Source organism: Jannaschia sp. L-14R, assembly GCF_056857695.1.
The window spans coordinates 57,076-83,351 of sequence record NZ_JBSXNP010000007.1 but is presented as its reverse complement, the minus strand read 5'-3'; the positions used below and the strand labels follow the sequence as shown (position 1 = coordinate 83,351).

The following is a 26,276-nucleotide window of genomic DNA, read 5'->3' as shown; positions in this document are numbered from 1 at the left end:
GGTCACTCCATCGTCGCGATGGTGGCACGAAGGTCGGGGATGCCCCAGCCCTTTTCGCTGCTGGTGACGATCAGTTCCGGATAGGCGGCTGGATGCTTGGCCAAGGCCGCGCGGGTCTGGTTCAGCGCCTGCTCCCTCTCCGCGTCCTTCACCTTGTCAGCCTTGGTCAGCACGGTCTGGAACGGCACGGCGGACCGGTCGAGCAGGGTCATGATCTCTTCGTCCACGGACTTCACGCCGTGGCGCGCGTCTATCAGAACGAAGGCACGGCGCAGCGATGGTCGGCCCGCCAGATATGCCTTGAGCAAGGCCTGCCACTTGGCGACCACGGCGACGGGCGCATTGGCGAAACCGTAGCCCGGAAGGTCCACAAGGTAGTGGCTGTCGGCCAGCGTGAAATAGTTGATTTCCTGTGTCCGTCCGGGCGTGTTGGAAGCACGGGCCAACGCCTTGCGGCCCGTCAGCGCATTGATCAGTGTCGATTTTCCGACGTTCGACCGGCCCGCGAAACAGACCTCCAAGCGATCTGCGGGCGGCATGCCCGACATGGCGACCACGCCCTTGAGGAACTCTCCGCCCGTGGCGAACAGCTTGCGACCAATCTCCTCGGCTTCGGGGGTCGGGGCATCGGCGACTGGGAAGGGCAGGCTCATGCGGTGGCCTCCATTGAATTGGAAATTCTGCGGACGTGGAAAGCCGCTGCGCGGGCCGTCACGAAAGCACCAGCACATCGCCGACGGCCACATGGCCCGGCGCGATACAACTCAGGTAGACGCCGAAATCGCGATGGCCCCAGCCATCCTCCAATGCGCCAAGCGTGTCGGTATCGATCTTGCCGGTCTCCGGGTTGGCCATCGTAGCGCGACACCGCGTGATCCGTTCTTCGACAGCGAACCGTGCAGTGCCCAAAGTCAACTCCCGCCCGATCATGTCGAACTCTTCCCACGGGGCAAGTCCGTCGATCCAAAGGTTGCCACGCCATCGCAGATGCGAAAGAGGCCGCCCGACCTTTTGCTCTACGGCGCGGTGAGACGCCATGCCAAGCAATGAGATCGACGGAAACTCGGTATCAGTGAAGCCCCGGCCTGCGGCCCGCACGATACCGGTCGGGGCCGCACGCGATGGATCGACCAGGGGCGCGATCCATTCAAGGAAGATGCGATTGTCGCAATCAGGATCGAAGGTCAGATCGGCCAGGTCGGGGTGTGACAGCGTGATGACACCGTCCCCAGTCCGAGCCTTGATCGCCATCAAGGCCGGTGTCTTGGCACCACGGCTGAAGTTCGCGCAGGGCACCCATGACTCGCCGTTCAGCTTTGCAGCCTCATGCGCTACGGCCCATTCCCGGTCGAGAGGGATGGTGCCGCCTGCCGCAATGTCGAACGCAGACATGTCCTCCCGGCCATGGGCCTTGATCGGATGGCGCCAGATCTCGACCAGACGCATCTATTTTCCCTTGGAGGACGGCGGCCTGACATCGTTGGCAGCCGCCTTCTTGCGAAAACCGGACTTGATGTTTCCGAACAGGTCGGGCTTCGACCCGTGCGACCGCATGATGATGTACTGCTGTGTGAAGGTGATCGTGTTGTTGGCGATCCAGTAGACCACAAGCCCGGATGCGAAGCTGCCCAGCATGAACATGAACACCCATGGCAGCCAGGCGAAGATCATTGCTTGAGTGGGGTCGGCGGGCGCCGGATTCAGCTTCTGCTGGAACCACATCGACACGCCCAGCATGATCGGAAGGATCCCGATGAAGACAAGTGCCAGGATGGTTCCTGCCTCGGGCGCAGCGATGGGCAGCAGGCCGAACAGGTTCAGCAGGCTAGTCGGATCGGGTGCCGACAGATCCTGGAACGGCCCGAAAAACGGTGCATGCCGCAATTCGATCGTGACGAAGATCACCTTGTAGAGGCTGAAGAAAATTGGGATCTGCAACAGGATCGGCAGACAGCCCGCCGCCGGGTTCACCTTGTTCTTCTTGTAGAGTTCCATCATCCCGGTCTGAAGTTTCTGGCGGTCGTCGCCCGCCTTTTCCTTCAGCTTCTCCATCTCGGGCTGCAACTCTTTCATGCGCGCCATTGAGACGTAGGATTTATAAGCCAACGGAAACAGGATCGCCTTGATCCCCAGTGTCAGCACGATGATCGCCAGCCCCATGTTCCCGATCAATGCATTCAAGAAGTGCAAAGCCTGAAAGATCGGTTTGGTCAGGAAAAAGAACCAGCCCCAGTCGATTGCATCCACGAAGCCCGGAACGCCCTGTTCGTTCTGATAGTAGCGCAGCTCTTCCCATTCCTTCGCACCGGCGAACAGGCGGCTTTCGCTGGTTACCGTCGCACCGGCGGCCACTTCGACCACGGGCATGCGTGTTTCGGTCTGATAGATGGCTCCGCCGTCGACGTATTTCACGACACTTGTGGCCGGTGTTCCCGTGGACGGGATCAACATCGTCATCCAGTATTTGTCCGCGAATCCGATCCAGCCTTCATCGGTGATCTGGTATTTGACGACACGTCCGCCTTCGGTCGGATCTACGTCCAGATCGACCATGTCGCCATATTCGAGCCGCTCCACGATGCCATCGGAATGAGCGACGACGCCCTCATGGCTGATGAAAAAGTTTTCGACATCGGGTTCGCCGTGACGTGCCACCAGACCATAGGGGAACATCCGCACGGCCACATCGCCGGTATTTTCAACCGACTGCGCGACCGTGAACATGAAATCATCGTCGACGGAAATTACCCGCGTGAAGATCAGGCCTGTGCCATTGTCCCACGTCAGTGTCAGCGGCGTATCAGGTGTCAGCCTTGCGCCCTCCGGTGCGGTCCATTCGGTCGAGGCCGATGGCACGGCATCGCTCGGCAGGTCGCCCGCGGGAACCCAGCCGTGAAGTGCATAATATGCGTCTGGCGCGCCTGCGGGCGACAGCAGCGTCACGATAGGTGAATCCGGGGCCAGCGTTTCTTTGTAGTCCTTCAAGGCGATATCGTCGATTCGCCCTCCTGTCAGCGAGATCGATCCGGTCAGGCGCGGCGTGTCGACGGGAATACGGGTCGATGCATTCACGGCGTTCGCGCGACTTTCCGCGGGTGTCACCCCGACGCCGGGCACTGCGCCGGGCGTCACGGCCAGAGTTCCGTCGCCTGCGGGTGGGGCACCCGCCTCGCGTGCCGGGGCCGGAACGCCATCGGAGGTTGCCGTTTCGGCCACCGAAGGTGCCTGTTGTTCGGGCGGAAACAGAACGAACCAGACAAGGAGGACCAAGGCACTGAGCACCGTGGCAAGGATGAGGTTCTTGTTCTGATCGTCCATTGAAGACCTGTCGCGCACGGAAAGGGGGATTGCGCGCCGTTCAACAGACCGGGCCGGGGAAGGTCAAGGCGAATCCGGAGCTGGGCGCGCGGGCAACGACCCTATCGTTCATACATTTGTCTTGGGCTCGACAAGATCACGATCCATTCCGGTATGTTGGGCGTCGCGGTCCGAAAGGTGTGCTGCGATGCCATTGCATGCTGCTAGCGACGAAGTGATTTACCCGAAAGTCCGATTTGCCCCGAAAAACCGATGTGGCCGACAAGTTCTCGGATTGCCGCCGTGACGAGATATCGCTGCCATAACGAGACATTGTGTCGCGGAAGAGGGATATGTCTCAGAAAGGCAATGGGCGGCTGTCGCAGTGATACGTTGCTCCGCGTAGGGCGGGTGCAACCACGCGTAAGCCAATCGGTCGGGCGATCTGCGTTGCTGCGTTGTCAGCAGAGACAGGTTTTGTACGGAGGACTATAGATGTAGCGGTCGTGTCTTGATCCATGGAATGGGGAAAGGTGCGGGCATGTCTGAACTCCACAAAGGTGGAGCCGTTATGACTGAACCGGGCTGTTCCTGGTAATTATGATCCTGGAAAGGGTCACTTGTCGGTCTGCGGCCGTCACCATCAAAGCTGGGTCGTGAGTGGTACATATTTTATCAGGCCGATCCCTGCGTCTGCATCATTCGTAGCTTAGCCGAGGGACCGGCGCGAAGCGATAGAGCCCAGGGAATCGTCTCATGGAATGGCATCGGGCGGGCGATGCCGTATCCCTGCACATGAGGGCAGCCCATTTCGGCCAATGTCTCCTGCTCTTCAGGGGTTTCGACGCCCTCGGCAAGTGTGGCGATTGACAGCCGTTCGGCCAGACCCAGTATCGCCGCGACCACTTCGCATTGCATCGGATTGGCGTCGATACCGTGGATGAAGCTGCGGTCGATCTTGATGCGGTGAACTCCGAACTGGGCGATATGCGCGATGGACGCCGCGCCTGTGCCGAAATCGTCAAGATCAAGGCGGAACCCCGCATCCCGCATGGCATTGATGTTACGGGTAATCGTTTCGTCACCGTCGCGCAGCGTCACCGTTTCGAGGATTTCGATGGCGATTCGATCGGGCGCAATATCATAACGATCCAACTGCCAGATGATCCGTTCCGCCAGACGCGGATCGGTCAATTGTTCAAGCGAAACGTTGACGCCTACACAAGGCACGTCCAACCCGGCCCTGTCCCATTCGATCAACGCCTCCAGGCTTGCTTTCAGAATGATTTCACCGAGTTCGGCGGATCGACCGGCCGATGCGATGGTGGACAGAAACTGGGCAGGCGTCAGGATACCGAGTTCGGGGTGATGCCAGCGGGCCAGCGCCTCGAATCCGGCAAGTCGACCCGATCGGGTTTCGACCTGGGGCTGGAACCAGGGCCTGATTTCGCCGGCATCCAGCGCATCCTCGACCTGGGTGGACAGACGGTGGTCGGTTTCGATCTGCATCTGGATGTCTGCATTGAATGCACGGACGGCATCGTTCCCCTGTTGGCGCGCTATCCGAAGGGCGCACTCCGCAGCGGCCAGAATGGCGGCACCGCTGCGAATGGGAGCCATCGCCTCGGAGCAGATACCGATGCAGCAATGCACCCGAACCGTGCGGCCATCGACCGAGATCGGTGCGGACACGGCAGATTGAATGCGATCAACGATAGCCATGATTATGTCGAGGTCAGCGCGCCGGGTGGGTGCCAGCATGGCGATCACCCCGTCGTCGCCCGTCCGCATGACCGCATCCTGTCCCCGCATCGTAGCCGCGACGCGCTGCACCACGCGATCCATGATCTTGTCCCCGGCATCAGCCCCCCAGCCGCCATCGGCAATGTGGAGATCGTCGACCTGGATGTGCAGAACCGCAGTCGTGCGGTCGCGACGGGCGCAATCGTCCAGCACGTCGTCCACGATGCGCTTCAGGACCGGCCGCGCGAGGGGCTGATCGCTGGACAGCATGGAAAGGGCTGATATCCGGTCGGTGCGGTGGCGTAAAATATCGCCATTCAGGGCGAGGAATACCGGCAGCACGATTGCCAGCACCATCGCCACCGCGTCCTGTCCCGAGGCCCATGCGATGGCAGCCACGACAGGGAACAGCATCATCCAGTCCACGCGGGCGATCCAGCCTGTCAGGCGGGTCCGCGATTGCGGGGCACTTGGCCGGTCGGTCATGCGAATCTCCGATCATCAACTGATTCAGGAGGTAGGCCGCAGGCTCTAACGGTGCCTTAACGCAGGTCAGGAACTTCCATCGAATTGTTACAATCCGATACCGCGTCTCCCCTGGATGTTACCGTTAAACCGGCGAAATCAAATAATGTCGGGTCCAGCATATGTGAGGGGCGAACCTGCATAAGAGCCGAGAACATCTTGGCGCGACGTCCGGGCACCCTGGCCTCCCACCCGTCCAGCATCGCTTTGATGACCTGCCGTTGCAGCCCATCCTGCGACCCGCACAGATCGCAGGGTATGATCGGATAGGCCATGGTCTCCGCGAAGCGCGCGCAGTCGGCTTCGGCCACATGGGCAAGCGGACGCAGCAAGGTCAGATCGCCTTCGTCATTCAGGAGTTTGGGTGGCATCGTCGCGATCTTGCCGCCATGGAACAGGTTCAGAAAGAACGTCTCCAGTATGTCGTCACGGTGATGACCCAGCACCACGGCGGAGCAGCCTTCCTCGCGCGCAATGCGGTACAGATTGGCCCGACGCAACCGTGAACAGAGTGCGCAATACGTGCGCCCGGCAGGCACCTTGTCGACGACGATGGAATAGGTGTCGCGGTATTCGATGCGGTGCGGCACACCCATCCGCTCCAGAAACGCGGGCAGCACGGTGGCGGGGAAATTCGGCTGCCCCTGATCCAGATTACAGGCCAGGATGTCGACCGGCAGAAGCCCGCGCCACTGCAATTCGGTCAGCACAGCCAACAATGTATAGCTGTCCTTGCCGCCCGACAGACAGACCAGCCATTTCGGGCGCGCTCCGCCCGCCCGCGGGGTATCGGGCGGAAGCATGCCATAGCGTTCAATCGCCTCGCGGGTTTCGCGCACCAGACGTTTTCGCAGTTTGCGAAATTCGGTGGTCTTGGGCGCGCCATGAAACAGAGCGTGAATGTCGTCGGTGCCTTGGTCGGATCTCAGGATGTCGGGCATGGGCGGCGTCCTTGGGTCGGGTAACCTTGTCCTAGCGGATCGGACGAGGGGCTTCCACAGGGCAACCGAGTTCAGGCAGCAAGTGTCGGACCAGATATTGCGGGAATATCAGCCCGCGGGCGACCGGCGAGAATACGGTATCATCTTATGTCCCCTCACTGAACGCGGGCAGCAGTGCTTTCGCCCTGTATTATGACGCAAGTGCAGTCATCAGGGACGAGCCGCAATGGCGGATGTGGCTCGGGTCGCAGTCCGTCGATTTCGCCCGTAAACCGGATATTGTCAGTCCGGAACGTTGTCGATGCCAGCACCGCCCCACGGATGGCAACGCACGATACGCCGCACCGCCAGCCATCCTCCGCGTATACCGCCGTGGCGTGCCAATGCCTCCAGGGCATAGGCCGAGCAGGTAGGCTGATAGCGACAGTTGTGTCCGACGTGAGCGGAGAACACCGCGCGGTAACCATGAACCGGCCACGAAAGGACGCGGGCGAGGGGGGTCACGTCTTGCGTCCCTTGGTCCGCACCGATCCATGAACCTTCGTCAGAGCCTTCCGAAGATCGTCCAGTAGCGCCTCGAACTCCCGCTCCGCTGTCGCTTCGGCGCGCCCGATGAGTGCGTAATCCCACCCGGCTTGGCCCAGATCGGGCAGGACCAATCGTGCCGCTTCACGCAAACGCCGCTTGGCGCGATTGCGGGCCACGGCATTGCCGACTTTTCTGGAACAGGTGAAGCCCACACCGATTACCGGATCATCGTCGCACCGGTCGCGGGCCTGCAACAGAAATGCCCCTGCAGGCACGCGCAAGCCCCTGTTGAGCGCAAGAAATTGCCGACGCTTCTGCAGAACACGCAAAAACGCCGGAGAGGATACCCCCTCCGGCGTCGAAATCGCGTCATCCATCGGGCGTCTTACGCCGAAAGAACCTTGCGGCCACGGGCGCGGCGCGCGTTCAGGATGCGACGTCCGGCCTTGGTGGCCATGCGCGCGCGGAAACCGTGGCGCCGCTTGCGGACAAGGTTCGAGGGCTGGAAGGTACGTTTCATTGCCTTCTCTCCGACATCTTGGGCCAGATTCTGACGTGAACCTGTAACCGGGTAAACTGGAAGTCGCCGTCTAGGTCAGGTGGCAGGGGCTGTCAACGGTCCCGACCGGGCGAACTCACGATCTCCGCGCAGTGTCATCCATTGTTTCAGCCGGATCATCCCGACTTGTAACATCGCGACCCGCGGAGCGTCACAGTCTGAAACAATCGACCTCTTTCAGGGCTCGGGCTTACACGCCCTCTCAAGTCGACGTGAGGGCGGGTATCTCCGTGCCTCCACACCCGTCAGATACCATTCAAAGTCCTCCGAGCGACCCACGGTCGTCTTGCGGGAAAATCCGAATGATGCACTGGATGTGACATGATCGATCAAACGACGCCCCCCCGGCCCAAGGCAAGGTCAGGTCCAGCTCGATACGTTCCACTGGCTGTTATTGGGCTCGCCGCCGTGATGGGCGCGGTCTTGCTCCGCGATCATCTCAGCTTCGACGCGCTGGCCGCCAACCGCGAGGCGCTGCTGACATTTCGCGATGCGAATTACGTCCTGACCGTCGCGGTCTTCATTGCCGCCTATATCGTCATCGTCGGTTTTTCTCTGCCGGGTGCGACCGTCGCCACGCTGACTGGCGGGTTCCTGTTCGGCGTCTTTCAAGGCACAATATTCAACATGGTCGGGGCGACCAGCGGGGCCACGATCATCTTCCTGGCGGCAAAATACGGATTTGGTGACCGTCTTGCCGCCAGAATGGACGCCTCGGGCGGGGCGGTGAAAAAAATCAAGGAGGGCATTCGCGAAAACGAGACATCGTATCTGTTCATCATGCGCCTGGTCCCTGCAGTGCCGTTCTTCGTGGCAAATCTGTGCCCCGCATTCGTCGGTGTTTCACTCGGGAAATTCGTTTTCACCACCTTCTTCGGCATTCTGCCTGCATGCGTGATCTATACTTGGGTCGGTGCCGGACTGGGAGAGGTTTTCGCCCGTGGCGAAACCCCGAACCTTGGCATCATATTCGAACCGCAGATCCTTGGCCCGATCCTCGGCCTCGTGGCACTGGCGGTACTGCCCATTGTCTTCAAGAAATTGCGAAAGCAAAACCGGGGAACACCATGAACATGCAAGCCGCGCCACAGGAAACGACGCAGGCGAAAGGTCCGGCCATGCAAGAGATCAAGACAGACGTCCTGGTGATCGGCGCCGGGTCCGCCGGACTCAGCGTTGCAGCGGGGGCCAGCCAGATGGGCGCCGACGTCACGTTGCTGGAAGGCCACCTGATGGGTGGCGACTGCCTGAACTACGGCTGTGTGCCCTCCAAGGCGCTGATTGCGGCGGGCAAGCACGCTCACGCCATGCGCAGCGGGGCAAAATTCGGCGTGTCTCCGGTCAAGCCAAAAGTCGACTATGCCGCCGCCAAGGGCCACGTCCGCAAGGTGATCGAGACCATCGCCCCCGTCGACAGCGTCGAGAGATTCGAGGGTCTGGGTGTCCGCGTCATCAAGGAATACGGCACCTTCACCGACCGCGACACGGTCGTCGCGGGGAATCATCGCATCACAGCGCGCCGCATTGTTATCGCCACCGGATCGTCGCCCTTCGTGCCGCCGATCGATGGCCTCGGCGATGTGCCGTTTCATACCAACGAGACGCTGTTCGACCTGATGGAGCAGCCCGACCATCTGTTGATCATCGGCGGTGGTCCCATCGGAATGGAAATGGCGCAGGCGCACATCCGGCTGGGCAGCAAGGTCACCGTGATCGAAGGGGCCAAAGCCATGGGCAAGGACGATCCCGAACTGGCCGAAATGGTGCTGCGCAACCTGCGCGCCGAGGGCGTCGAGATCGTCGAGGGGGCCAAGGCCGGGAAAATTTCGGGCAAGGCGGGTGCGATCACGGTCCAGACGGACAACGGCACATTCAAGGGCTCGCACCTGCTGATGGCAGTCGGGCGCAAGGCCAATATCGAAAAACTGAACCTGGATGCGGCGGGTATCGAACATGACCGCGCCATCAGGGTCGGTGCCGACCTGCGGACCACGAACCGCCGCGTCTATGCCATCGGCGACGTCGCGGGCGGGTTACAGTTCACCCATGTCGCGGGCTATCACGGCGCGACCGTGATCCGTCCGATCCTGTTCGGCCTGCCCGCGAAGGCACGCGAGGATCACGTTCCATGGGTCACCTACACCGACCCCGAACTGGCCCAGATCGGTCTGACCGAGGCACAGGCGCGCGAGGCGCATGGCGACAGGCTTGAGGTCCTGCGCTCCGGCTTCGAGGAAAACGACCGTGCCATCGCGGAAGGCAGGGCCGAGGGGCTGATCAAGGTCATGGTCGTGAACAAGCGTCCGGTCGGCGTCTCGATTGTCGGACCCCACGCGGGCGAGCTGATCGGCCTGTGGGCGCTGGTCATCGCCAACAAGCTCAAGATCGGGGCCGTTACCAACATGGTCGCGCCCTACCCGACGCTGGGCGAGGTCTCCAAACGCGCGGCGGGTCAGTATTACGCCCCGCGCCTGTTCGACAGTCAGTTGGTCAAGGCCGTCGTCGGATTCGTTCAGCGATGGATGCCCTGACAAGAACCACTGTTCCTCCTGTCGCAATCAACGGCTAGGGGCCATAAGATGCCCCGACGCAACCAGACCGGTTTCCACCATGTTCACGACCCTCTCCGGCCGCTTCCTGATCCTGACCGTGGTGTTCGTGATGCTGGCGGAAGTGCTGATCTTCGTGCCGTCCATCGCGCGCTTCCGCCTGGACTACCTGACTGAACGCATGGAGCGGGCACAGATCGCTTCGCTGGCGCTGCTGGGCGCGGACGAGATGATTCCCGAAAATGTTGAGGCGGAACTGCTTGAAAACGCAGGCGTCCTCAACGTCGTGCTGCGCCGGGACGCGATGCGGCAACTGGTCCTGTCGTCGGACCTGCCCGGCCCTGTCGCAAAGACGGTGGACCTGCGCGATCCTATGGCCCTCGTCCTGATCCGCGATGCCGTTGTACGTTTCATGACGCCCACGCCCGAAGTTATCCGCGTCATCGCCGAACCCGCCCGCGGTGGCGGCGTCCAGATCGAGGCCGCCATCGACACCGGGGACCTTTACGCCGCGATGATCGAATATGGTCTGAACATCCTGTGGCTTAGCCTGATTATCTCGGTCATCACTTCGGTCTTCCTGTTCCTTGCTGTGCGACGCCTTCTGGTCATGCCGATCAAGGCCCTGGTCGGTCACATGAAGGCCTATGCCGCCGCTCCCGAAGACGCGCGCCGCATTATCGAACCCGCATCCCGCATCCGCGAGTTGAACGAGGCCGAGACGACCCTGCGCGACCTTGAAACCCAACTGTCGCAATCGCTGCGGCAGAAGGAGCGTCTGGCCCAGTTGGGCACCGCCGTCGCCAAGATCAGCCATGACCTGCGAAACATCCTGACGACCGCCACCCTGCTGGCCGACCGGATGGAAATGGTCGACGACCCCACCGTCCGCCGCGTCGCCCCGAAGATCGTCAAATCCCTGACCCGCGCCGTGAACCTGACCGAAGGGACGCTGGCCTTCGGGCGCGCCGAAGAGGCTGCGCCTGCCCTCCAGCTGATCGACGCGCGGCCATTCTTCGAGGAGATTTGCGAAGGTGAACAACTTGCCGTCGCGCAGAAGGATGTCACCATCCGTCACGACGCGCCACCTGGCCTGACCCTGCGGATCGACCCCGACCAGATGCACCGCGTGATCGGCAATCTGATCAGAAACGCCCGGCAGGCGATCCAGGTGTCCGGCGGCGCGGGCGAAGTGATCGTAGCGGCGTCCGATATTGGTGATGCCTGGCAGATACGCGTCACCGACACCGGCCCCGGCTTGCCCCCCAAGGCACAGGAGAAATTGTTTCAGGCGTTTCAGGGCAATGTTCGCAAGGGCGGGACTGGCCTCGGCCTCGTAATAGCGTCCGAACTGATCCGCGGCCATGGCGGAACCCTGACGCTGGAACACACGGGCGAGGCGGGAACGACCTTTCTGATCCATCTGCCGCGATCGGTGGACGCAGGTTAAGACGACAGCGGCAAGATAGGCGTGCATCCCCTGATCGCGACTTTGGGGCCTTTTGCAACCGGATCAGGGCACCACGACGATCTTGCCGGTGGATTTGCGCTCGCGGAGCAGGGCCAGTGCTTCTTCTACCTGGTCCAGAGGCAACACGTGGCTGACATGTGGCCGTATTTCGCCCGCAGCATACATCGCGAACAGGGCGGCGATGCTGTCGGTGACGGGTGATGGATCGAAATCCAGATATCCGCCCCAGTAAAAGCCGATCAGGTCTATGTTCTTGACCAGGATGTGATTGGCGGGAAACTCGGGGATCTCGCCGCTGGCGAAGCCGATCACCAGATATCGCCCACCGGGCCGGATGGCACGGAATGCTGCCTTCGCCACGCCCCCGCCGACAGCATCATAGACCACGTCCACACCACCCAGATTGCGCAACTGATCACGCAGATCGGGTGCGTCGGCGTCAATCAGGTGGTGTGCGCCGTGGTCGCGCGCCACAGTAAGTTTATCCGCGCCACGCGCGACGGCAACGACCTCTGCCCCCATCTTCGCGCCCAGTTCCACCGCCGTCAGACCCACACCGCCCGCCGCTCCCAGCACAAGAAGACGTTCGCCGGGTCGCAACCGGGCACGGTGGGTCAGGGCGAGATGGCTGGTCGACCATGCCACGATGAAACCTGCCGCGATCTCTGACGGCATCGCGTCTGGTACGACAACAAGGCGGTTCGCGGGAAAAACCCCGTATTCGGCCAGTCCGCCTTGTCCGCCAAAAACCGCGACCCGCGTTCCGGGGGACGGACCGTCGGTGTCCGGACCAAGGGCGGTCACGGTACCGCAGACCTCCAGCCCTGGAATGAAGGGGGGAGGCGGGGTCGCCTGATAAGTGCCCTTCACCATCAGCAGGTCCGCAAAGTTCAGCCCCGTTGCCCCGATTCTCAGGGCGACCTCGCCGAGACCCGGTTCGGGAACCGCAACATCCTGCTGCAAAGCGGCGGACTCGGGCCCCGTTACGACATATCCACGCATCTCAAAGTCTCCGCTTGCCTGAAAGTGGTCGGAGCAGGGTGTCATTTGACACGCCAGGCTTCCAGCCCCCGGTTTCGCGCAAGCTGTTGCAAACAGAGTTAAAACAACCCATCGGCGATCGATGAAATCGACGGAAAGTCGAATGGAACCTTGCACTTATGCAAGCACGTCTCGCGTTTCATAGATCTATTATACCAAGTCAGCATAAGCGTATGATCTTAGAATTCATTATTCTTCATAAAATTTTCAGTCTTCAGAACATATGTCATTCGAACGGAGCTCAAGATGAAACATCCCGTGGACGTCCATGTCGGCAGGCGGATTCGCCACCGTCGCTGGATGGTGGGAATGACACAGCAACAGTTGGCCGAACAGGTGGGGATCAAATTCCAGCAGATTCAGAAGTACGAAACCGGCATGAACCGGGTTTCCGCGTCGCGACTTTGGGAGATTTCGGACGCGCTCGGTGTCGCGATCGAGCATTTTTTCGAAGGTCTGGAGGGAGAGATTCCTGCGATAGGGGCGCAAGATATGCTGTCCGACAAGGAAACGGTGGAGTTGGTTCGCGCCTATTATGCAATGCCCGAGAACCAGCGCCGTCGTCTGTTCGATCTGGCGCGCGCCTTGTCCGAGAGTGCCGCGTGAACCCGCCTGCCGCTTGACCGTCCTGCGCCGGGATGCCACCCGGTTGGGATGACGAACCGCACCGACATCGACGATATCAGAAAGGCTGCGCATGCGCTGGCCGATGCCGCGCGTGTCGTGACCCTTCGGTATTTTCGCCACCCCCTCGAAATCGAGACCAAGCGGGCCGATTTCGACCCTGTCACCGTCGCCGACCGCGAGGCCGAGACGGCAATGCGGGCTGTCCTGTCGCGCATGCGGCCCGATGACGGGATATTGGGCGAGGAGGGCGAGGCCGTTCTCGGCACCAGCGGCCTGACCTGGGTGCTGGACCCGATTGACGGCACGCGGGGGTTCATTTCCGGCACACCGACCTGGGGCGTGCTGATCGCGGTGCAGGACGAGGATGGCCCGTTTTACGGCATTATCGACCAGCCGTTCACGGGCGAGCGGTTCGAGGGTGATCCGTCCGGCGCGAGATGGATACGGGCGGGCGAAACGCGGCCCTTGCAGGTCAGCATGACCGCCACGCTGGCGCGGGCGACCATCCTCAGCACCTTTCCCGAAGTCGGCACCAGGTCCGAAGGGGCCGCCTTTGCCCGCGTCGCGCGGGACTGTCGTCTGACGCGCTATGGCATGGACTGCTATGCCTATGCCCTGCTGGCGGCGGGCCACGTCGATCTGGTCATCGAGGCCCAGTTGCAGCCCTATGACATTGCCGCACCGATCGCCGTCATTCAGGCGGCCGGCGGCATCGTCACCGATTGGCGGGGCGGCCCGGCCCATCATGGCGGTCAGGTTATTGCCGCCGCCACACCCGCACTGCATGCCGCCGCGCTGGAGCGTTTGAATGGCTGAGGTGCTGATCCGGGGGGCTGGTCACATCCTGACCATGGATGCAACCGTGACCGGAGCCGACATCCTGATCCGCGATGGCGTAATCGCCGGGGTTGGAGCGGGCCTGACCACGGTGGGTGAGGTCGTTGACGCGACAGCCTGCCTCGTCACGCCCGGCCTCGTGAACACGCACCATCACCTCTACCAGACATTGACCCGTGCGGTGCCCGCCGGGCAGGACGCATTGCTGTTCGGCTGGCTGCGGGCACTCTATCCGATCTGGGCACGGTTTACGCCGGACCATGTTCACGTCGCCACTCAGCTGGGGTTGGCAGAGCTGGCGCTGTCGGGCTGCACCACGTCGTCCGACCACCTGTATCTGTTCCCGAACGGCGTCCGGTTGGAGGATACGATCCATGCCGCCGCAGACGTCGGTTTGCGATTTCATCCGACTCGCGGGGCCATGTCCATCGGCGCATCCGACGGCGGCCTGCCGCCGGATGTTCTGGTCGAGTCGGAAGCGTCGATCCTTGCCGACAGCATCCGCGTGGTCGACGCGTTCCATGACCCCGCGCCGGGGTCGATGTGCCGGGTCGGCATCGCGCCCTGTTCGCCGTTTTCGGTCAGCCGGGAACTGATGCGCGATGCGGCTCTGCTGGCGCGCGACAAGGGCGTCATGCTGCACACCCATCTGGCCGAGAATGACGAAGACGTCGCGTTTTCGCTCGACCGCTTCGGGTGCCGTCCCGGTCAATATGCCGAAGACCTTGGTTGGACCGGACCAGACGTCTGGCATGCCCATTGCGTCAAACTGGATGCGACGGAAATCGACCTGTTCGCGCGAACGCGCACGGGTGTGGCGCATTGCCCCTGTTCCAACTGTCGGCTTGGGTCGGGCATCGCGCCTTTGAGAGATATGCTGGAGGCGGGGGTTCCGGTGGGCCTGGGTGTTGACGGCTCCGCGTCGAATGATCGCGCGAACCTGTTGGACGAAGCGCGGCAGGCCATGCTGTTGCAGCGGGTATCGCGGGGCGCCGATGCCATGTCGAACATCGAGGCGCTGCAATTGGCCACCGCCGGGGGTGCTGCGGTTCTGGGCCGCGATGACATCGGCCGACTGGCTGTGGGGATGCGTGCCGACATTGCCATATGGGATATGTCCGGTGTCGAGGCGACCGGAAGCTGGGATCGCAGCGCGCTGTTGCTGGCCGGTCCGCGCCGGGTCCGCGACCTCTTCGTCGAGGGGCGGCAGGTGGTGCGTGACGGGCGTATCACGACCATAGATTTGCCCCGCGTGATCGAGCGGGCCGAGACCCTGCTGACGCAGTTGATGGCCTAGATCGGCGGTTCCGGCGGAACGCGATCGCCCGTAGCCTCGCGGAAATGCCGACGGCAGAGCGAGATATAGCGGTCGTTGCCCCCCACTTCGACCTGCCTGCCCTCGGACAGGGCGGTGCCGTCTTCGTCCACGCGAATGACCATCGTCGCCTTGCGCCCGCAGTGGCAGATCGTCCGCACCTCGCGCAGTTCGTCCGCCAGCGCCAGCAGCGCGGCGGAGCCGGGAAACAGCTCGCCCCGGAAATCGACCCGCAACCCATAGGCCATGACCGGCACGTTCAGGTCGTCGACGGCGCGCGCCAATTGCCAGACCTGCTCGCGCGACAGCCATTGCGCTTCGTCCAGCAGGACGCAGGCGACCGGACCTTCGGTCAGCCGGGTTTCGATCATGGCATAGAGATCAGACCGGCCCGACCATGTGTCGGCTTCAGCGTCGATGCCAATGCGACTGGCGATGCGCCCCTTGCCCGCACGGTTGTCGAAATTTGCGGTCAGCAGATAGGTCTGCATTCCCCGTTCTATGTAATTGTAGGACGCCTGAAGCAGGAGCGTGCTTTTGCCTGCATTCATTGTCGAGAAATGAAAATAGAGCTTGGCCATGCCCCCTCCTGCCAAGCGGCCCACGTGGCTGCAAGCCCCCTTCAGGCGCGCGTAAGCAGAACAGACCCGACGGAATACCCGGCCCCGAATGAACAGATCAGCCCCTTGTCACCCAATTCCATGTCAGCCGAATATTGTGAAAAAGCGATGATCGATCCGGCCGACGACGTGTTCGCATAATCCTGCAGAATGTTCGGCTGTTCTTCGGGCGCAGGCACGCGGCCCAGAACCTTCTTGCCGATGAAATCGTTCATCGACTTGTTCGCCTGATGCAACCACAGCCGTTTCAGGTCGTCCGCCACCCAACCTGCATCGGCCATGTGATCGGCGATGTGACCTGCCACCAGCGGCAGCACTTCTTTGAATACCTTGCGACCGTTTTGCATGAACTGCATGTCGCGACGGTCTTCCATTGCGTCACGCGTACGGCGTAGGAACCCGTCGTTGTTGCGGATATTGTTGGAAAACTGCGTCGCACAGCGCGTGCTTTCAACGATGAACCGATCGCCCGTGGCCAGATCATCCCGCTCCAGCACGACGGCGGTGCAGACGTCGCCAAAGATGAAGTGGCAATCGCGGTCGCGCCACTCCAGGTGGGCCGAACATATCTCGGGGTTGACCACGATGGCGCGGCGGATCGACCCGGCGCGGATCATGTCTGCCGCGGCCTGGATACCGAAAGTCGCCGATGAACATGCGACATTCATGTCGAAGGCGAACCCGCCCGTGCCCATCAGGTCCTGAATTTCGATGGCAATGGCGGGATAGGCGCGTTCATGGTTCGAGGCGGCGCAGATCACGACATCAATCTCGCCCGCCAGGATACCCGCCTGCGCCAGCGCATCGGTACAGGCCGCAACTGCCATTTCGGCCATCTGGCTCGGGGCTTCGTCGTCGCGCGCGGCCAGCTTGGGATACATCCGGTCGGGGTCCAGCACGCCCGCCTTGTCGAGAACGAAGCGCTGTTCGATTCCGCTGGCGGACTTGATGAACTCGGCGCTGGACCGAGGGATGGCTTCACGGTTGCCCGACGCGATGCCATCGGCACGTCTGTCATTTTCGCGGTCTGCATAAACGTTGAATGCGACCACCAGTTCGTCGTTAGTGATTACCTGCGAAGGGGTAAAGACGCCCGATCCGGTGATTGCGACGCTAGGTGTGTTGGCCATCCGATGCCTCCCCCAGAGGTCGGTCAGATGTGCCGGGCAGGTCCGGTGTCGTCAAGCCTATGAGGCGCGGAGCGTTACGTCAGATCCGCTCCGCCCCAAGGCTCAGTTCAAAGCGGCTTCTGCGGGACAGTCATCGTCGGCCGCATCCAGATCGACGCCAAGGACGTCCATCAGTTCAGCATGACAGGCTTGCCATCCACTGTCGTCATAGAGCGTCAGCAGTGGCAGTTCGGCCGCCGCGAAGGCCCGGCGGCGGACGGCATCGCGGTGGGCGGGACCACGACCGGCCGGGAGTTCGACGCCGCACAGGGGCATGCCCTCCATGTCGGAAATGACCACGTCGATCCGGCGTTGACGCAGGGCACTGGCAACAGGGGACAGATCGTCGTCGCCGGTTTCGAAAAGACCCGCGAGGGATACCTGCATGTCGATCCGCAACCCCTGGCTGGCGGCGAACCGGGCGAGGGCGTGCAGCATGTCGGACTGACGCGGAGCGAAGAGCTTGCGCTTGCGAAGGCCCGCGGCGAGCGCCGACAAGACAGAAGCGCGGGGCTGCGCGTCGATGCGGTGGGCGGGAAACTCCAGGGTGATTTCGGGCGTTGCCGTGGCGCGGCGGATCGCCATGCTAGAAGCGCTAAGTGCCATGAGGGAGAGGCTCATCGGTTCCATCGGTCTTCCTTTCGAGTGTCTGCTATCTCTGGGAAAACCATTGCCGCCGGTCATGTCTTTCGTTCGCCGGGATCGTGAAACTACGGTGTCCCTCCAGACGGTTTCGGAGACAATCCCATACAAGCCTGTCTTCTGTTTCCGTCGCCGCGAACACCGCCTGACCTATGCCATGTTCCCGTCGGACGCGCGGCCTGTTTCCGGAAAATCCCACGTATGGTGCCAGTGCATATGAAGGTATTACCCCGGTCATACCCCGCGGCATTAGGAATCGATTAACCGTTCCGGCTCAGGTTTACCTGAAATCTGGTGAATTGGGGCGTAACCATGGCGGATCGAAAACCGAACAGAACGCAACACGACGCGACAAATGCGATGATCGCGGCGATGCAGCGATTTGAATGGGACCTGCACCATGTCGCCACGCGCGAGGGGCGGGTGCCGCGCGAATGGCGCGAGGTCTGGCAGAACCGCACGAAGCGCAAGACGCGGGTGTCGCTGTGGCTGGACGAGGACGTGCTGAAGCTGTTCCGGTCTATGGGCCCGGGCTATGGCCCGCGCATGAATATCGTGCTGCGATCGTTCATGTACGCGCGCATGGCAGCGATGCTGGAAGGCGAGGACCTGCTGGACAGCTACCGCGAGGACTGGATGGGCAAGAAGAAGCCGCAGGTCCAGGAGATCTTGGCGGAGATGGAGCGGCTGGGCCGGATCGCCCGGAACGAGACGGGCACGGAGGATTGGGAGGTTTGAGGGGGTGAGGGTTCGGTGCGGCTGAGTGGTGGGGCTTGATGATGCAGCATCAGTCCTATCAAGGCGGATGTGGGAATGAAGTCGGTCGTTGCTAAAGATTGGGTGTTTCCGGAATGGCAAGATACGTAGTCCGGAGTGCGATCGCGCGCCGGACCTTACGCCTGGAGTATGACTCTGGACAGGGAGCGGCACGCGAACGGTCATCGGGCAAGTCGTGACGCATGTCCGGCATGATCCAAAGCGAATTAAGACTTGCGGCCTGAAATGTGTTAATTTTGCTGGGCAGCCGGTCATGAAACGAGGGTTTTCCGTTCCAACCTGTTGATCTTCGTGTTTCTTACCATTGGGTGTTTTTATGCAAGCCTCTCTTTTTCTTTCATTGTTCCTGGTCGTCGCTGCTGCTGGCAGCATAGGCGAAGCTGAAACGATTTCGCCCGCATTTCAGAACGACTCAATCGATAATGGTGGCACAGTAATTGGAGGCGACCCGACCGGCTCTTTGCAATCACCGGGGGGTGTTTTCCTGCGTGACCGTCGCGCCACCCGGATTACCGTTCGCTGGCATGATCGCACCGATGTCGAGACTGGATACCGGATTGAGCGGGCGGATGTCGGGCAGGTCTGGACCTGGCCCGGCGAAGACCTCTGGCAGGAGGTCGCATCGACCGGTCCGCAGGAGGGCTTTCCGGAGATCGTCGATGAGGGTCTGATACCGGAACGGCACTACTGTTATCGCGCGTTTGCTGTCGATGACACGACTGAAAAGAGATCGGCAGTGCGCTGTGCCGTAACCCACGCAGCGCAGACACAACCGATCTTTCGAGTGCAATTGCAGTTGCACACCGCCGATCTGGAGAATGCCGGAACCGATGACGATATCGAGGTTCTGCTCCAACACCGCGCGCTTATCGTCCCGACGGGGAATTCGACCTGGATCGACTACAGCCGAAACGATTTCGAGCGGGGCGACCACTTTGCTTATGACCTTAACGTGCGGAGCCTTCGCCGGATCAGCGATATCACCCAGATTTTCGTCGAAAAATCCGGGTCTGACGATTGGTGCGTCAGCAGGATAGAATTGATCGTCAATGAACTGACGTATTTCGACCAGACGTTCGAGGATTTGCCGGACGACTGTTTCTGGGTCAGAGCCGCAAGCGACGGACGGCTTGTCATTCCGTTCGAGTCCCTTCGAAACCACCCGCAATGGGGCCGGTTCGACCCGAGGGTCTTGGCATTGCTGAGCGAGCGGACGACGACGCCCTTGCAGACGGACGACGATCCGCTGCCTGAAGGTTCTCTGACCACCGTCAAACTTCCGAGCCAATTGCTGGGGCTTCTGCATGCCGACATGCTCAGCCGGGTCGAGGCGATCATCGGTGACAGCATCGCGACAGAGGACGCCCATTGGCAAAGTCCGGCCTCGGGACAAGACAGCAGGGTGTCTTTGAAGACGGTAGACGAGGACACCTATCGGATCGGTTTCGGGATCGTGGGCGAGGCGCCGTTTCTGCCGGATGCGCAGATCGAAGCGAGTCTCGAACTCGACGTGTCGGCGGCGTGCAACGACGCGGGCGATCAGATCAGTTACGCGATCGCGGCGCGTGATTTGAGGGTGAACGCAGATTTCCTGATCTTCTGGCTTGAGAACAATATCGAAGATGCGATCAATGAGCAGTTCTCTGTCGACGCGATCGCACAACGTCTGCCGCTGGAGGGGTTGCCGGAGGGCGTTCGGTGCATCGGCGCGCCTGTCACGATCTCCGGTGCGGGAGATGTCGAAGTCCGGTTGCTGCTGGCACGGTTCTTTCAAGACGAGGCACCCGAACCGCTCCCCCCTGTGGACCCGTCAGATACCGAGAACGACAATAATAATGCGCCGGTGACCGGACCCGTCGCGAACCAGTAGATGCGAGGCCGTACCGGGGCTGGCGGGTCGGCACCGGCATGGCGAGAGGTGGCGCGGTTTGGCTGCGTCTCTACTGCAACGTCCGAACCTCCACGTCCCCTTCCGCCCGCGCGCGCATCGCCAAGGCCGCCGCGTGTGACCCCGCCAGGGTCGTGTAATACGGGATGCGGTCCATCAGGGCGACGTTGCGCATGGAGCGGCTGTCCTCGACCGCCTGCGCGCCTTCGGTGGTGTTCATGACCAGCGCGACTTCTCCGTCCTTCATGACGTCGACGATGGTGCGGCCGCCCTCGTAGGCCTTGTTGACGTGGCGCGAGTCGATGCCGTGGCGGGCCAGGTATTCGGCGGTGCCGGAGGTGGCGAGGATCGAGAAGCCCATGTCGGTAAGGATCGACGCGGTTTCGATCAGTTGCGCGGTCTTGTCGGAGGGTTTGATCGACAGGAAGACGGTGCCCGAATGCGGCAGTTCGACGCCCGCACCCATCTGCGCCTTGAGAAAGGCACGCGCGAAGCTGCGGTCCCAGCCCATGACTTCGCCGGTGGAGCGCATTTCCGGCCCCAGCAGGGTGTCGACGCCGGGGAAGCGGGCGAAGGGCAGCACAGCTTCCTTGACCGAGAACCACGGTGTGTCGGGATGGGCCAGCGACATGACATCGCCCATCGGCACGTGGTCGATGGTGGCGTCGGCGGGGTAGGGGTCGCGCAGCGGGAAATTCGACAGCGGCTCTCCGGCCATGAGGCGACTGGCGATGCTGGCGATGGCGGAGTCCACCGCCTTGGCGACGAAGGGCACGGTGCGCGAGGCGCGGGGGTTGACCTCGATCAGATAGATCTCCGGCCCGGTCTCGGGGTCGTCCTTCACGGCGAACTGGACGTTCATCAGGCCGACGACACGGAGCGCACGGGCCAGCGCGACGGTCTGGTCGCGGATCGTGTTGATCGTGTCGGTCGAGAGGGTATGCGGGGGCAGGCAGCAGGCGGAGTCGCCGGAGTGGACGCCCGCCTCCTCGATATGCTGCATGATGCCGGCGACATGGACGTTTTCGCCGTCGGACAGGGCGTCGACGTCGACTTCGATCGCACCGGAAAGATAGCTGTCGAGCAGGACGGGGCTGTCGCCGGAAACGACGACCGCGTCGCGGATGTAGCGTTCGAGCTGCGCGGTGTCGCGAACGATTTCCATGGCGCGGCCCCCGAGGACGTAGGACGGGCGGATCACCAGCGGATAGCCAAGGTCTTCGGCCACGAGGCGGGCCTCGGCGTCACTGTGGGCGATGGCGTTCCTGGGTTGTTTCAGGCCGAGCTGGGTGACCAGCGCGCTGAACCGTTCGCGGTCTTCGGCCAGGTCGATGGCGTCCGGAGAGGTGCCGAGAATCGGAATGCCCGCGTCGTGCAGGGCAGCGGCGATCTTGAGCGGTGTCTGGCCGCCGAACTGAACGATGACGCCGTGGAGGGTGCCGTTTTCCTGTTCGACCCGCAGGATTTCCATGACGTGTTCGAAGGTCAGGGGTTCGAAGTACAGGCGGTCGGAGGTGTCGTAGTCGGTGCTGACGGTCTCGGGGTTGCAGTTGATCATGATGGTTTCGTAGCCCTGATCGGAGAGCGCGAAACAGGCGTGGCAGCAGCAGTAGTCGAATTCGATGCCCTGACCGATGCGGTTGGGGCCACCGCCGAGAATGACGACCTTCTTGGCATCCGTGGGGCGGGATTCGCATTCCGCTTCGCCCATGACAGGCGTTTCATAGGTCGAGTACATGTAGGGGGTCTGCGCCTCGAACTCGGCGGCGCAGGTGTCGATGCGTTTGAACTGGGCCACGACGCCGAGGTTCAGGCGCGCCCGGCGGACGTTGTCTTCGGTCCGCCCGGAGAGTTTGGCGAGGCGGGCGTCGGTAAAACCGTAGGTCTTGAGACGGCGCAGGCCGTCTTCGGTGACAGGCAGACCATTGGCCTTAACTTCGGCCTCCAGGTCCATGATTTCCCTGATGCGGGCCAGGAACCACGGGTCGAACCTGGTGACGGCATTGATCTCATCGTCCGAGAGCCCGTGGCGCATGGCCTGGGCGATGACGCGGATGCGATCCGGCGTCTGACGTCCGAGGGCGGCCTTGATGGCGGCGGGGTCGGTGGAAAGCTCGATCTCGTCAAATCCGGTCAACCCGGTTTCCATCGAGGCAAGCGCCTTCTGCATCGACTCGTGGAAGGTGCGACCGATGGCCATCGCCTCGCCCACGGATTTCATCGCGGTGGTCAGCAGGGGTTCGGCACCGGGAAACTTTTCAAAAGCGAACCTTGGGATCTTGGTGACGACATAATCTATTGTCGGCTCGAACGACGCGGGTGTCACTTTCGTGATATCGTTGTCCAGTTCGTCGAGCGTGTAGCCGACGGCCAGCTTGGCGGCGATCTTGGCAATCGGGAAGCCCGTCGCCTTGGACGCCAGTGCCGAGGAGCGCGACACGCGGGGGTTCATCTCGATCACGACCATACGCCCGTCGGCGGGGTTCACGGCCCATTGGACGTTGGAGCCGCCGGTTTCGACGCCGATTTCACGCAGCACATTGATGCTGTGTGTCCGCATGATCTGGTATTCCTTGTCCGTCAGGGTCAGCGCGGGGGCGACGGTGATGGAATCGCCGGTATGCACGCCCATCGGATCGACGTTTTCGATGGCGCAGACGATGATGGCGTTGTCGGCGGTATCGCGCACGACCTCCATCTCGAATTCTTTCCAACCCAGCAGGCTTTCGTCCACGAGGATCTGCGCCATCGGCGAGGCTTCCAGCCCGGTGCGACAGATGCGTTCGTAATCGGCACGGTTGTAGGCCACGCCGCCGCCTGTGCCACCCAGCGTAAATGCGGGGCGGATAATGGCGGGCAGTCCAACAAATTCGATGGCTTCGATAGCGTCTTTCAAACCGGCAGCGATGTCGAACTTGCCGTTCGGGAGCTTGGGAGCAGAGACGATGGTGGCCTTTGGATTCTCGATACCCAGCCGCTCCATCGCTTCGCGGAACAGCTTGCGGTCTTCGGCCATTTCGATGGCGGCGCGCCTGGCACCGATCAACTCCACGCCAAACTTCTCGAGGACGCCCATGTCGTCCAGCGCCAATGCGGTGTTCAGCCCGGTCTGGCCACCCATCGTCGGCAACAGCGCGTCGGGGCGTTCCTGTTCGATGATGCGTGCGACGACATCCGGGGTAATCGGTTCGATATATGTCGCATCGGCCATGCCGGGGTCGGTCATGATCGTGGCCGGGTTCGAGTTGACGAGGATGACGCGATAGCCCTCTTCGCGCAGGGCCTTGCAGGCCTGTGCGCCGGAATAGTCGAACTCACAGGCCTGACCGATCACGATAGGGCCCGCGCCGATGATCATGATCGACTTGATGTCGGTCCGTTTGGGCATGGTCTTCCCTCGATGTCTGGCAAACTCGCCGGGGTTTAGGGGGAGGACTCGCGGAGGGCAAGGGTGCCCGGTGCGATCTGGCGAGCCAGTCGCAGCCATACGGAGGACAAACGCACATACGGTTGAGCCGACGATGTCATGCGCTGGAAACCGTCACGCCCCCTGCCTGTGCGCCAGCGACACGGCCCAAGCTTGGGCACAGGATCTTGAGGGACGGTGTCAGGGGAGGGAAGGTTTACGGATCATCGGTCGGTATAGAGATAGTCGCGGGTGTTGGGCACGGTTTCGCGCCGCTTCGCCAGCTGGATTTGATAGACGACGTGGCTGTAGGCGTCGAAGCTGACCTCGGCGGCGACGAGGTAATAGCGCCACATGCGGATGAAGCGGTCATCGTACATGGCACGTACGGTGTCGATATTGGCTTCGAACCGGTCCTGCCAGTGGCGCAGGGTTTCGGCATAATGGCCGCGCCAGACCTCGATATCCCCCTGCCAAAGTCGTGTCGCCTCGATTGGCGGCAGGAGTTCGGACAGGGACGGTGTGTAGCCGCCCGGAAAGATGTATTTCGCCAGCCATCCCGACGTCGTCGTCGGCGGACCACAGCGCCCGATGGAATGGATCAGCGCCACGCCATCATCAGTCAGCAGGTCGTCCACCTTGTTGAAATAGGTCGCGTATTGCGGAACGCCGACGTGTTCCAGCATGCCCACGGAGACGATCCGATCATAGCGGCCCGAGAGGTTGCGGTAATCCTGCAAGCGGAAGTCGATCTGATCGGTCAGCCCGGCTTCCTTGGCGCGGGCCGTAGCCGTGGCGTGCTGATTCTCGGACAGGGTGACCCCGGTGACATGCGCGCCATAATCGCGGGCCAGCGTCAGGGCCATGCCGCCCCAGCCACAGCCGATATCGAGAACGCGCATCCCCGGTTCAATTCGCAGCTTGGCGGCGATATGGTCCTTTTTGGCTTGCTGCGCCTGTTCCAGTGTCATTTCGGGTTCACGAAAATAGGCGCAGGAATACTGTCGGTCGTCATCCAGGAAAAGGGCGTAGAAATCGTCGCCCAGATCGTAATGGTGCGCTACGTTGGTGCGGGATTTGCGCGGGTCGTTGGCCTGCATGACGCGTCGGATGGCAAAGCGGGCACGGTATCCGGCGGCGATGAGCGGCGGCATGATCGACCGCCCGCCATTGATTGCGAACAGGGTGAACATCTCGCGCAGAGTGCCTTCCTCGACAGTGAGGGTGCCGTCCATATAGGCTTCGCCCATGGCCAGTTCAGGGTTGCGCACCAGATCGCGCAGGCGTGATTCGTCGGTCAGCTTCAACGTGATCGAGGGGCCATTGTTGCCCGAACCGAATACGTGGCGTGTGCCGTCCGGCATGATCGCGGTAAGTTGCCCCTTACGGGACAGTCGCTTGAGCATCGTCAGTACTATTGATTGCCACATATCAGCAGTCCTTTTTGGTGGACCCATGGGCGGGTCTTTGCCGCAGAGAACGAAATCTGTCGCGCAGGAGCAAGAGCATGACAATTCAGTGCATATTGTCGGCGGGAGAGTGGGAACGGAACCTTCGCGCCGAGGTTGGGACGCGGAACATTCGATTTCACACGGGAGGAGCTTAGATATGACCTTGCAAGCTGTCTTTTTCGGAGCCATCGGCACACTTGCCGAGACCAGTGAACTGCAACGCCGTGCCTATAATATGGCCTTTGCCGCCGCTGACCTGGATTGGGTCTGGGATCGCGAAAGCTATGCCCGGATGCTGCGTGAGCCGGGCGGGAAGACCCGCATCCGGACCTATGCCGAACAGGCGGGCGACCGGGTGGATGCCGCGGCCGTCCACGCCGCGAAACAGATGTATTTCGCCATGCTGCTGGCCCGCGAGGGGGTCGATCTGCGTCCCGGCGTCGGCGACCTGATCAACGCGGTCCAGGCACGGGGTCTGTTGCTGGCTTTGGTCACCGGCACGGACGCTGCACAGGTAGATGGGTTACTGGCAGCGTTGCCGATTTCGCGCGATGACTTCGACTGGGTCGGTGACCGGACACGTGCGGCGCGGGGAAAACCTGCGCCCGACCTCTACTACGCGGCGATGGATGATCTGGGCCTGTTGCCGCACCATGTTCTGGTGATCGAAGACACGCCCGAAAGCGCGCAGGCCGCCGTCGATGCCGGGCTGGCGACCATCGGTTTCGCGGGCGAAGCGGCGCGGGGCCGGGCCTTTCCGGCAGGCGTCGAGATCGTCGACCGGCTGGACCGGGATCATCTGAACCGAAGCAGCCGGGCCAGTGTCATCGCTGCCGAGTAGGTTGACACCCGGCAAGGGGCCGTGTCGATAGGGCCAACCCTGACGACCC

General features: G+C 62.0%; 23 protein-coding genes. 9 read left to right on the top strand and 14 right to left on the bottom strand.

The window, feature by feature from the left end; translation table 11 throughout:
- Positions 1-2 precede the first annotated feature (2 nt).
- The 8 genes from yihA to rpmH all read right to left on the bottom strand — a co-directional run bounded on the left by yihA (position 3) and on the right by rpmH (position 7,554).
- Complete coding sequence (yihA, locus tag AC13C2_RS02075) at positions 3-653, bottom strand: ribosome biogenesis GTP-binding protein YihA/YsxC (RefSeq protein WP_092760844.1); 651 nt, start codon at positions 651-653, stop codon at positions 3-5.
- Between the two features lie 58 nt (positions 654-711).
- Positions 712-1,446, bottom strand: coding sequence for an MOSC domain-containing protein (locus AC13C2_RS02070; protein WP_092760846.1), 735 nt, complete (start codon positions 1,444-1,446; stop codon positions 712-714).
- Positions 1,447-3,318 (bottom strand): membrane protein insertase YidC, encoded by a 1,872-nt coding sequence (gene yidC / locus AC13C2_RS02065; RefSeq protein ID WP_482885789.1) that lies wholly within the window; start codon positions 3,316-3,318, stop codon positions 1,447-1,449. It abuts the gene before it with no gap.
- Positions 3,319-3,972: 654 nt separating this feature from the next.
- The gene (locus tag AC13C2_RS02060) at positions 3,973-5,526 is read right to left on the bottom strand and encodes a putative bifunctional diguanylate cyclase/phosphodiesterase (RefSeq protein ID WP_482885788.1); all 1,554 of its coding nucleotides are present in this window, start codon (positions 5,524-5,526) and stop codon (positions 3,973-3,975) included.
- A gap of 56 nt (positions 5,527-5,582) precedes the next feature.
- The gene (gene ttcA / locus AC13C2_RS02055) at positions 5,583-6,506 is read right to left on the bottom strand and encodes a tRNA 2-thiocytidine(32) synthetase TtcA (RefSeq protein WP_482885787.1); all 924 of its coding nucleotides are present in this window, start codon (positions 6,504-6,506) and stop codon (positions 5,583-5,585) included.
- A gap of 282 nt (positions 6,507-6,788) precedes the next feature.
- Complete coding sequence (yidD, locus tag AC13C2_RS02050) at positions 6,789-7,010, bottom strand: membrane protein insertion efficiency factor YidD (protein WP_092760856.1); 222 nt, start codon at positions 7,008-7,010, stop codon at positions 6,789-6,791.
- Positions 7,007-7,411 carry a ribonuclease P protein component gene (rnpA, locus tag AC13C2_RS02045; protein ID WP_482885786.1) on the bottom strand — a complete coding sequence of 135 codons (405 nt, stop codon included), beginning with the start codon at positions 7,409-7,411 and terminating at the stop codon, positions 7,007-7,009. The genes yidD and rnpA overlap by 4 nt, the downstream gene beginning before the upstream one ends.
- 8 nt (positions 7,412-7,419) lie before the next feature.
- Positions 7,420-7,554: a 50S ribosomal protein L34 gene (rpmH, locus tag AC13C2_RS02040; RefSeq protein ID WP_092760861.1), complete on the bottom strand. Its 135-nt coding sequence runs from the start codon at positions 7,552-7,554 to the stop codon at positions 7,420-7,422.
- A 360-nt stretch (positions 7,555-7,914) separates the two neighbouring features.
- Here rpmH and AC13C2_RS02035 point away from each other — a divergent pair, with 360 nt between their 5' ends.
- From AC13C2_RS02035 to AC13C2_RS02025, 3 genes are all read left to right on the top strand, one after another.
- Entirely contained in the window at positions 7,915-8,664 is a 750-nt protein-coding gene (locus AC13C2_RS02035; RefSeq protein ID WP_482885785.1) for a TVP38/TMEM64 family protein, read from the top strand.
- Between the two features lie 47 nt (positions 8,665-8,711).
- Complete coding sequence (locus AC13C2_RS02030; RefSeq protein WP_482885882.1) at positions 8,712-10,124, top strand: dihydrolipoyl dehydrogenase family protein; 1,413 nt, start codon at positions 8,712-8,714, stop codon at positions 10,122-10,124.
- A 79-nt stretch (positions 10,125-10,203) separates the two neighbouring features.
- On the top strand, positions 10,204-11,592 hold the full coding sequence (locus tag AC13C2_RS02025) for a sensor histidine kinase (protein ID WP_482885784.1): 1,389 nt from the start codon (positions 10,204-10,206) through the stop codon (positions 11,590-11,592).
- Between the two features lie 63 nt (positions 11,593-11,655).
- Here the strand turns inward: AC13C2_RS02025 and AC13C2_RS02020 are convergent, their stop codons facing one another.
- A complete protein-coding gene (locus tag AC13C2_RS02020; protein ID WP_424337672.1) occupies positions 11,656-12,615 on the bottom strand; it encodes an NADPH:quinone oxidoreductase family protein in 960 nt (319 codons plus the stop codon).
- 285 nt (positions 12,616-12,900) lie between these two features.
- Between AC13C2_RS02020 and AC13C2_RS02015 the strand changes: the two genes are divergently transcribed.
- Genes AC13C2_RS02015 through AC13C2_RS02005 form a run of 3 tightly spaced genes read left to right on the top strand, consistent with a single transcriptional unit; the run spans position 12,901 to position 15,415 of the window.
- Complete coding sequence (locus AC13C2_RS02015; protein ID WP_092760869.1) at positions 12,901-13,260, top strand: helix-turn-helix domain-containing protein; 360 nt, start codon at positions 12,901-12,903, stop codon at positions 13,258-13,260.
- 48 nt (positions 13,261-13,308) lie between these two features.
- The gene (gene hisN, locus AC13C2_RS02010) at positions 13,309-14,097 is read left to right on the top strand and encodes a histidinol-phosphatase (protein ID WP_482885783.1); all 789 of its coding nucleotides are present in this window, start codon (positions 13,309-13,311) and stop codon (positions 14,095-14,097) included.
- On the top strand, positions 14,090-15,415 hold the full coding sequence (locus AC13C2_RS02005; protein ID WP_482885782.1) for an 8-oxoguanine deaminase: 1,326 nt from the start codon (positions 14,090-14,092) through the stop codon (positions 15,413-15,415). The genes hisN and AC13C2_RS02005 overlap by 8 nt, the downstream gene beginning before the upstream one ends.
- On the opposite strand, the gene AC13C2_RS02000 is transcribed toward AC13C2_RS02005, so the two are convergent.
- The 3 genes from AC13C2_RS02000 to AC13C2_RS01990 all read right to left on the bottom strand — a co-directional run bounded on the left by AC13C2_RS02000 (position 15,412) and on the right by AC13C2_RS01990 (position 17,843).
- A complete protein-coding gene (locus AC13C2_RS02000; RefSeq protein WP_092760875.1) occupies positions 15,412-16,014 on the bottom strand; it encodes a thymidine kinase in 603 nt (200 codons plus the stop codon). The genes AC13C2_RS02005 and AC13C2_RS02000 overlap by 4 nt on opposite strands.
- Positions 16,015-16,055: 41 nt before the next feature.
- On the bottom strand, positions 16,056-17,183 hold the full coding sequence (locus tag AC13C2_RS01995) for a beta-ketoacyl-ACP synthase III (protein ID WP_339646938.1): 1,128 nt from the start codon (positions 17,181-17,183) through the stop codon (positions 16,056-16,058).
- A gap of 102 nt (positions 17,184-17,285) precedes the next feature.
- On the bottom strand, positions 17,286-17,843 hold the full coding sequence (locus AC13C2_RS01990) for a DUF2726 domain-containing protein (RefSeq protein ID WP_175495787.1): 558 nt from the start codon (positions 17,841-17,843) through the stop codon (positions 17,286-17,288).
- Between the two features lie 333 nt (positions 17,844-18,176).
- On the opposite strand from AC13C2_RS01990, the gene AC13C2_RS01985 reads away from it, so the two are divergent.
- Both AC13C2_RS01985 and AC13C2_RS01980 read left to right on the top strand, forming a co-directional pair.
- Positions 18,177-18,602 (top strand): BrnA antitoxin family protein, encoded by a 426-nt coding sequence (locus AC13C2_RS01985; RefSeq protein WP_482885781.1) that lies wholly within the window; start codon positions 18,177-18,179, stop codon positions 18,600-18,602.
- Positions 18,603-18,981: 379 nt separating this feature from the next.
- Positions 18,982-20,511 carry a PLAT/LH2 domain-containing protein gene (locus tag AC13C2_RS01980; RefSeq protein WP_482885780.1) on the top strand — a complete coding sequence of 510 codons (1,530 nt, stop codon included), beginning with the start codon at positions 18,982-18,984 and terminating at the stop codon, positions 20,509-20,511.
- 70 nt (positions 20,512-20,581) lie between these two features.
- Here AC13C2_RS01980 and carB read toward each other — a convergent pair whose 3' ends face one another.
- Positions 20,582-23,917 (bottom strand): carbamoyl-phosphate synthase large subunit, encoded by a 3,336-nt coding sequence (gene carB / locus AC13C2_RS01975; protein WP_482885779.1) that lies wholly within the window; start codon positions 23,915-23,917, stop codon positions 20,582-20,584.
- Positions 23,918-24,159: 242 nt separating this feature from the next.
- Positions 24,160-25,365, bottom strand: a complete 1,206-nt coding sequence (locus AC13C2_RS01970) for a class I SAM-dependent methyltransferase (protein WP_482885778.1) — start codon at positions 25,363-25,365, stop codon at positions 24,160-24,162.
- 178 nt (positions 25,366-25,543) lie between these two features.
- On the opposite strand from AC13C2_RS01970, the gene AC13C2_RS01965 reads away from it, so the two are divergent.
- On the top strand, positions 25,544-26,227 hold the full coding sequence (locus AC13C2_RS01965; protein WP_175495788.1) for an HAD-IA family hydrolase: 684 nt from the start codon (positions 25,544-25,546) through the stop codon (positions 26,225-26,227).
- Positions 26,228-26,276: the final 49 nt, after the last annotated feature.

Bases quoted from the DNA above. Each gene is read 5' to 3' on its own strand.
- yihA (WP_092760844.1), bottom strand. From the start codon at position 653: ATGAGCCTGCCCTTCCCAGTCGCCGATGCCCCGACCCCCGAAGCCGAG.
- AC13C2_RS02070 (WP_092760846.1), bottom strand. From the start codon at position 1,446: ATGCGTCTGGTCGAGATCTGGCGCCATCCGATCAAGGCCCATGGCCGG.
- yidC (WP_482885789.1), bottom strand. From the start codon at position 3,318: ATGGACGATCAGAACAAGAACCTCATCCTTGCCACGGTGCTCAGTGCC.
- AC13C2_RS02060 (WP_482885788.1), bottom strand. From the start codon at position 5,526: ATGACCGACCGGCCAAGTGCCCCGCAATCGCGGACCCGCCTGACAGGC.
- ttcA (WP_482885787.1), bottom strand. From the start codon at position 6,506: ATGCCCGACATCCTGAGATCCGACCAAGGCACCGACGACATTCACGCT.
- rnpA (WP_482885786.1), bottom strand. From the start codon at position 7,411: ATGGATGACGCGATTTCGACGCCGGAGGGGGTATCCTCTCCGGCGTTT.
- rpmH (WP_092760861.1), bottom strand. From the start codon at position 7,554: ATGAAACGTACCTTCCAGCCCTCGAACCTTGTCCGCAAGCGGCGCCAC.
- AC13C2_RS02035 (WP_482885785.1), top strand. From the start codon at position 7,915: ATGATCGATCAAACGACGCCCCCCCGGCCCAAGGCAAGGTCAGGTCCA.
- AC13C2_RS02030 (WP_482885882.1), top strand. From the start codon at position 8,712: ATGCAAGAGATCAAGACAGACGTCCTGGTGATCGGCGCCGGGTCCGCC.
- AC13C2_RS02025 (WP_482885784.1), top strand. From the start codon at position 10,204: ATGTTCACGACCCTCTCCGGCCGCTTCCTGATCCTGACCGTGGTGTTC.
- AC13C2_RS02020 (WP_424337672.1), bottom strand. From the start codon at position 12,615: ATGCGTGGATATGTCGTAACGGGGCCCGAGTCCGCCGCTTTGCAGCAG.
- AC13C2_RS02015 (WP_092760869.1), top strand. From the start codon at position 12,901: ATGAAACATCCCGTGGACGTCCATGTCGGCAGGCGGATTCGCCACCGT.
- hisN (WP_482885783.1), top strand. From the start codon at position 13,309: ATGACGAACCGCACCGACATCGACGATATCAGAAAGGCTGCGCATGCG.
- AC13C2_RS02005 (WP_482885782.1), top strand. From the start codon at position 14,090: ATGGCTGAGGTGCTGATCCGGGGGGCTGGTCACATCCTGACCATGGAT.
- AC13C2_RS02000 (WP_092760875.1), bottom strand. From the start codon at position 16,014: ATGGCCAAGCTCTATTTTCATTTCTCGACAATGAATGCAGGCAAAAGC.
- AC13C2_RS01995 (WP_339646938.1), bottom strand. From the start codon at position 17,183: ATGGCCAACACACCTAGCGTCGCAATCACCGGATCGGGCGTCTTTACC.
- AC13C2_RS01990 (WP_175495787.1), bottom strand. From the start codon at position 17,843: ATGAGCCTCTCCCTCATGGCACTTAGCGCTTCTAGCATGGCGATCCGC.
- AC13C2_RS01985 (WP_482885781.1), top strand. From the start codon at position 18,177: ATGGCGGATCGAAAACCGAACAGAACGCAACACGACGCGACAAATGCG.
- carB (WP_482885779.1), bottom strand. From the start codon at position 23,917: ATGCCCAAACGGACCGACATCAAGTCGATCATGATCATCGGCGCGGGC.
- AC13C2_RS01970 (WP_482885778.1), bottom strand. From the start codon at position 25,365: ATGTGGCAATCAATAGTACTGACGATGCTCAAGCGACTGTCCCGTAAG.
- AC13C2_RS01965 (WP_175495788.1), top strand. From the start codon at position 25,544: ATGACCTTGCAAGCTGTCTTTTTCGGAGCCATCGGCACACTTGCCGAG.